General features: G+C 68.3%; 5 protein-coding genes and 1 pseudogene. All 6 read right to left on the reverse strand.

Going from position 1 to position 6,603, the window contains the following annotated elements; all coding sequences use genetic code 11:
* A partial coding sequence (locus sphsw_RS15930) for an archaeosortase/exosortase family protein (protein ID WP_235188433.1) occupies positions 1-477 on the reverse strand: 477 nt, incomplete at its 3' end.
* A 20-nt stretch (positions 478-497) separates the two neighbouring features.
* Positions 498-2,807 (reverse strand): VIT domain-containing protein, encoded by a 2,310-nt coding sequence (locus tag sphsw_RS15935; protein WP_031441489.1) that lies wholly within the window; start codon positions 2,805-2,807, stop codon positions 498-500.
* Between the two features lie 445 nt (positions 2,808-3,252).
* The gene (locus sphsw_RS15940; RefSeq protein ID WP_031441490.1) at positions 3,253-4,119 is read right to left on the reverse strand and encodes an RDD family protein; all 867 of its coding nucleotides are present in this window, start codon (positions 4,117-4,119) and stop codon (positions 3,253-3,255) included.
* On the reverse strand, positions 4,097-5,119 hold the full coding sequence (locus tag sphsw_RS15945) for a stage II sporulation protein M (protein WP_031441491.1): 1,023 nt from the start codon (positions 5,117-5,119) through the stop codon (positions 4,097-4,099). Before sphsw_RS15945 ends, sphsw_RS15940 begins: the two co-directional genes overlap by 23 nt.
* Positions 5,116-6,426 carry a DUF58 domain-containing protein gene (locus tag sphsw_RS15950; RefSeq protein WP_031441492.1) on the reverse strand — a complete coding sequence of 437 codons (1,311 nt, stop codon included), beginning with the start codon at positions 6,424-6,426 and terminating at the stop codon, positions 5,116-5,118. Before sphsw_RS15950 ends, sphsw_RS15945 begins: the two co-directional genes overlap by 4 nt.
* Positions 6,423-6,603 (reverse strand): annotated as a pseudogene (locus sphsw_RS15955) (AAA family ATPase); the annotation flags it as partial. The pseudogene sphsw_RS15955 and the gene sphsw_RS15950, both read right to left, overlap by 4 nt.

Here is a 6,603-nt window from a genome sequence, read left to right on the forward strand (position 1 = left end):
AAGGAGCGCCCACAGCATCCGCACACCACTGCACGGCCCGTCGAACAGTAGTTCGCGGCCATGCCATTCTAGCGCGACGCCCTCAAGCGTGACGCCGATCCCGTTCATCCTTAGCAACCCCGCTGTCAGGAGCGCGGAGACACGGCGCAGCGGTCCGGCGACCAATATGTCGAGCGTCGGCAGGATCGGCACCGCCAGCAGCGCCAGCGCCAGCACCGGCCATCGCAACCGCGGCATCGCGCTCCAGCTCAGCCCGGCGACAACCACGCCGATCTCGATCAGCGCCACGCTGGTCAGAGCCGCAGCGGCGCTGGCGACCAGCACGGCGACCACCCCATCGGCTCGAACTTCGTGCGTTGCGTGGACCAGCGCCCAGCCGAGCGCGGCGAGCAGCGCCAGTGTTGTCGCGAGCCCGACGCCGTCGGCGCGACCGGCCAGCAAGGACAGGCCGTGCCAACCGCCGCCCGCGACGATCACGGCGGCGATCCGCGCGGGGATCACGCCGCCACCGCCCGCAAGTCGCGCTGTCGTTTGACCAGCCATGCGCCGGCCAGCGCCGTCAGGATCAAGAGCGCCCAGGTTTCCGGCTCGGGCACCGTAGGCACCGCGTCAGGATCGGGGACCGGCAGCCCGTTCGCGGTATAGTCGTGAACGGTCTCGAGGACGACAGCGCCGCTGACGGGCGTGATCACGTTGACCCGATGCGCGAGGCTTATTGCGCCCTCGCGTGCTTTGCCCCGACTGCCGCCCATCCCCGCTAATCGCTCGGCTGCCCAGAGCCGCACGATATGCGGCGCCCCCGTAATTGCAGCGCGAGCGAGCGCGGTCCTCGCGACCGTCCAGCGCGGCGCATTCCCGCCAACATCGGCTAGGATTATGCGGAGATCCGCCGTTGCATCGCCGCTCGGGGAGGGCAATCGCGCCGTGTCAAACCAGCGGTTTCCGGCGAGCGTCATCGCTCGTCCTGGTGCGACCTGATACCGGACCAATCGCGGCAGCGCGGGAAGCCGCTCGAGCGCTTGCTCCAGCGCCGGCTCGGGCGAAGTGAACCGGATAGGCTGCGCACCGTGCAGCCACAGCAGCGTGGCATCGGCACGTGGCATCGCCTGAAGCGCAACCGCAAGCCCGGCACGGTCGTCCTGTCCTCCCCGGAAGCTCATACCCGCCAGCACCGCGCGCACCTCCGCAGCCTGCTCGCGCGACCAGGGACGCGGCATAACGAAGCCGGGCTCGTCGCCAGCGACGACCAGCCCGACGACACGCCCGGGAGCAATCGCCTCCAACGCAGCCGGCAGCGCGGTGGCGATGGCCGCCATGTCCGCTGCGCTGTCTACGACCAGCATTACCGGGCCGCGTGATGAGGTTTCCCGCACGATCCGCTGCTCGACCGACACAGCTGCAGCCTTGCCTTGCATCGCCATGCTGCCGAACGTCGTCAATGGCACCGTCACCGGGGGCAATGTCAGGCGAACTCGCCCGGTAAGCAAAGCCGCATCGTTCAGCGCCGTGCGCGCCGCCCTGTCCCCCTCGATCCAGATGGCGTGTCGCAGGTCGGCGTCGAGATCGAAATTGCGCTCGACCATGGTCGGCAAAGCCAGCGTCCGGCGCCCGTCCGGCCGGATCGCGAACGGCGCGGTCACGCCGATCCTAAGCCGCATCGACGCACGCGGCTGGATCGGAAAGACCTGTACAAGCAAACGTTGCGCGCCATCGGTCGTCACCAGCAGGGGATCGCGCGACGCGCTGACCACCTTCCTGTACGCAGCCCGCGTCTCGCCGCGGCCGGCGATGCTCGCCTCGCGCGGCTCGCCGTTGATCCACAAGGTCGCGCGCGACGCGACTGCCCCCTCCGGCAGCGCAATGTTGAAACGCGCCTCGCGCTGTATGTCGCCCCGGTTGGCCAAGTCGATCGTCCATTCGAGATAGGCGAGACTGTCGCGTGCGGCGACCGCGCCGTCGATACGCGATCCCGCCAGTGCCAGATCCGGCACGCGCCCGCCGACCGCCTCGCCGCCCTGGTCATCGTCCCACGCGAACAGCCTCGTCCGATCGCCGACGGCGTACCCCGGCCGCGCAGCGGCGTTGAATGCCTTCCCCGTCACTCGGTAATAAAGCTCGCGCGCCGCGTCGGTCCGGCGCTGTTCGTTCCAGAACACCCCGTTGGTCCAGGCGGACACGAGGAAGCTCGCGACGCCGCTCGCACGTGCGCTATCGCCATAGGATTGGCGGAGCAGCATGTCGCGGTCGCCGAGGGCGCGCATGAGCGCCACCGCGCTCCGCCGCCGCTGGACGCTCCCGTCATAGCGATCCAGGGCGACCTGCGTGATCGTGGCGGGCAGATCGACCAGCAGCAGCGCGACCACGCCCAACGCGACACCGCCGACAGCGATTCGGCCGCCGCAGTCGCGCGATGCCGCCGTTTCACCCGTCCAACGAACCGCAAAAACTAGTCCCGCGAGCGGGGCGAACGGCAACAAGCCGATACCGACGAGAATGATCGCGATGAACGCGAAGGGCAGCATCGGCAGAAACAAGAGACTATAGCTCGCCGCCACCGCGATACTCACGCCGCCGACGATCACCAACCACACAGGCGCCGTATCCTCCGTCCGCAGTGCGCGCCAGAGCAGAAAGTTGACGATCGGTACCAGGGAGATGAGGACGACATGGCCGATCGTCGGCACCGGATCGAAGAACGCACCGGCACAGATCCCCGTCACCAGTTCGATCAGGATCACGATGGCGGGAAAGATACTAGCGACGACAAGTGCGCCTGTGCCCGGGCGGGAATGGTCGGGATACGACATGGCGAATGGCTCCTTCGGGAGCCGTTTGCCGCAACGATGCCCAGCCGAGATGATGACTCCGTGAAGACTTTCGGGAAAAGATGTGCAGGAACGGTGCAGACGCGGAGTTAGGTAGCGACTTGAGTGAGGCCCCCCGATCTGACCTGGGTATGATAGCAAGGCAGGAGCGTTTCGCGGGACCGCCGCCATTGCGAGATGGCCACTACTGCCGCACTTAACCAACTCAACTTACGCCATTTGTTCATCACGAAGGTAAGTCCGCCGCGCACAGAAAGCCGCAGTCCAGCGCTCTAGGGTGCTGCGAGGATTGCACATTTCTACAGGTCCTGGGCCGACCTCTTGTCGTCTTGCGGCACCCGCTTTCGGCGCCTCGAAAATAGATAAGAGTGCCTCAAGAGCTTCTAGGCAGCGGTCGCAGTTTTTATCAATCACCGCGCGGTCCGAACTACGGTTGGCTTACGGCGCTGAGCTTGTCGAGGCGGCGTCGGCCCACCAGTAGTCCGCCCTCCAACCTAGCACAGAGAGCGGCGTAATAATCGGCGAGGAAGCCGTCGTCGTCACGATCGTCGGGGAGCCCCGCCTTGCGCCGGATCGCCGCCGCGACGGTGATCCGGGCAAGATCGTCGCCGCCACGGATCACGTCTTCCAGCGCCTGCAATTCGTAGATGCCGTACAGCGCCAGCGCCGCTTCGGAAAAGACGTGTCGCGGCCGACCGCCGGCCGATGCGAGATCGGCCGCCAGCGTGCGGACGGCGGTCTGCACCACCCAGGTTCCCGCGACCAGATCCCCGATCCGCAACCGGTCGCGGTTGAACAGCGGGAAGAACAGGAAGATGCCGCTCCACAACAACGCGAAGATCGTCAGGAACGCATCCGCGGTTCCCATCGCCGCGTGCGCGCCGAGGAACGAGAGCGGCAGGAACACCTCGATCTCGCGCATCGCGTTGCGCGCGAGCACGGCGCCCGCGGTCAGCCGCGCGCCGTCACGCGCGACTACGCGCAGCTTCATCACGCGCTTGCCCGGGGTCGCGCCGCGCCCACCCATCTCGAACAGGACGAACCAGCCGTTGCGCAACACGAATGCGCCGATCAGCCACAGGATCTCGGCGATATCCGCGCGGGTGGCGTGATCCAGTGCGGATAAGGCGAACGTCACGGCGATCAGCACGACCAGCATCAGGAGCATGTCGATCAGGAACGCCGCAGCGCGCGTCCCCGCCCCGCCCAGTTCCAGCTGCAGGTCGACACCTTCGGGCGTGACGAAGCTGCGGCGCCGGGCCACGGGTGCCTTAGTCTGCCGAGCGGTGCGCATGACGCCTCCCCATGCCGCAATAATAGATCAGCCACGCAGCGAGCATCGCCGCGCCGATCCCCGCGCGCGCACCGTCGCCGGTCACCACCTGACGACCGACGCCCTCCAGCACCGCTGCGATCGCGAGCATCAGCACCACGCCTGCCGTGGCGATCGCGGCGGTGCGGCCGGCGGCGACCACCGCCTCCATCCGTTCCTGCCCGCCGGGAAACGCGATGGCGGTGCCGATGCGCATCCCGGCCGCGCCCGCGATCATGACCGCGAACAATTCGGTCGTGCCGTGGATTGCCAGCCAGGCCAAGAAGTTCGGACCCAGCCCCTTGGCCGCGAACACCGCGACCATCGCGCCGAGCATCAGCCCGTTGTAGAAGATCAGCAGCGCGGTCGGCACAACGAAGGCGAAACCGAGCGCGAAGGCGAAGATCGCGATTTGGGCGTTATGGCCGAACAGGAAGCTCGCGAACACGCCCAGCCCGTCGTCCTTGCTCTGGTACAGCGTCGCACGCAGCGCTGCCACCGACGCGCTCGGATCGCGCCCGCCCGCCATCCCGGGGGGGACGAGGCTTGCGAACCAGGTCGGATCGGCCCGGACCAGCATGTAGGCCGCGACCGCGCCCGCGACCGTCAGGAACGCCATGACCAGAGTCTCGCGCCACAGCGTAGCGACCGCAGTCGGCCATCCCCTGGTGAAGAAGCGCCCGAGATCCCGCCAAGCCGAATCCGACACGCCGTAGAGCTGGAAGTAGGCGCGCGCGCACAATTGCTCGAGATAGGCGACCAGCGCGCGGTCGAGCGACGTCTCGCGCGCGACCGACAGCGACGACAGCGTGGACCGGTACAGCAGCGGCAGCGCCAGCAGGTCATCGTCGGACAGCACGCGGACCGAGCGCTTCTCGATCCGGCCGAGCAGCGACTCCAGTCGCGTCCAGTCCTGTTCGTGCGCGGCGCGGAAGCGGCTGGCGTTGAGCAGCGGCGGTGCGATATCGACGAACGCGCTCACAACAGGCTCCTCCGCTTGAGATCGACATAGCCTTCGACCAGCCGTTCGGCGACCTGGTCGTACGGACTCTCGATCACATGGACGCCCAGGCGGCGCAGGCGCAGCAGCACCAGCCGCCGGTCGCGCAGCAACGCCGCGGCGGTCACCGCGCGGGTCACGTCGGCGGGCTGTTCGGGCGCGCGATCGACGATCGTCTCCAGTTCGTCGTCGCGCAGGACGACGATCAGCATGAGATGCGTCTTGAGCAGCCGCGCGACCGCCTGCACCATGAAGTCGGCGGAGATCGGATCGGTGAATTCGGTGAACAGCACGATCATCGACCGCCGCGTCAGCCGCGCCGCCAGCGTGGTCAGCGCAAAGGTATAGTTGGTCTCGTCGCCGCTGTAGTCGATGCGCGCGGCAAGATGCTGGAGTTCGCCCAGCGCCCCCGCCCCGCCGATGAAGCCGCTAGCGATACGCGGGCGCGAATCGAACGCGTGCAGCGCGACGCGGTCGCCAATCTTCAAGGCGAGCCACCCGGTCAACAGCGCCGCCGAGACCGCGCGATCGAGACGCGGGATACCGCCGACGGGTTCCGACATCTGCCGACCGGAATCGATCGCGAAGACGATCTGGCTGTTACGTTCGGTCCGGTATTCCTTGGCATAGAGCTTCCTGTGCCGGGCGGACTGTTTCCAGTCGATCGCACGCCGGTCCACACCCGATCGGAACTCGACCAGCGCGTCGAAATCGGTGCCGTCGCCGCGGTCGCTTTGCGCCAGCAGGCCCTGCACCGCATGGCGCTGGAACAGCTGCGCGCCCTGCCGCCGCACCGCCTCGATATCGGGCAGGATCGGCAAGCTCCGGTCCCCGTCGATCCGCGCCTGGCGCCACGCCAGACCGAGCGGCCCCGCCCAGCGCACCCAGATCGTGCCGAACCGCGCCGTGCCGCGGCGCAGCGGCGTCATGGCGATCGTCCCGGCTCCCCGGCCCGCCGCCAGCGCAACGTCAAGGGGCGCGGCGTCGGCGAACGCTAGCAGCGGATCGGGCGCGAGGGCGACTTGCGCTGCACTCACGGCCCGCCGCGCCGCGATCCCGATCTCGATCGGCACGCTCAGGGCAACCCCGACCGCCGTCGATCGCGGCAGCGCCAGCACGGCACTCGCCTGCGCACGCCCCAGCACCGCATCGGCAACGACGAGCGTCAGGACGGCGAGCGGCCAGCCGAGACCCGCATACCAGGTCGCCGGAAACAGCATCGCGACCAGCAGCGTGACCGGGACTCCGATCGCCGCCGCCAGCACCGCCATGCGGGTCGGATAGATCAACGCGGGGCCTCGATCGTCTCGATGATCTGCGCGACGACATCCTCGATCGCGCGCCCGCCGATCTCCGCCGCGGGCGACAGGATCAACCGGTGGCGCAGCAACGCGGGCGCCAGCGTCTTCACGTCGTCGGGTATCACGAAATCGCGGCCGTCCAGCGCCGCGCGCGCCCGCGCGGCC

It is taken from the genome of Sphingomonas sp. FUKUSWIS1 (assembly GCF_000733135.1).
Classification (GTDB): domain Bacteria; phylum Pseudomonadota; class Alphaproteobacteria; order Sphingomonadales; family Sphingomonadaceae; genus Sphingomonas; species Sphingomonas aerolata.

Excerpts from the sequence above, each read along its gene's own strand:
- sphsw_RS15935 (WP_031441489.1), bottom strand. The coding sequence starts at position 2,807 with ATGTCGTATCCCGACCATTCCCGCCCGGGCACAGGCGCACTTGTCGTC.
- sphsw_RS15940 (WP_031441490.1), bottom strand. The coding sequence starts at position 4,119 with ATGCGCACCGCTCGGCAGACTAAGGCACCCGTGGCCCGGCGCCGCAGC.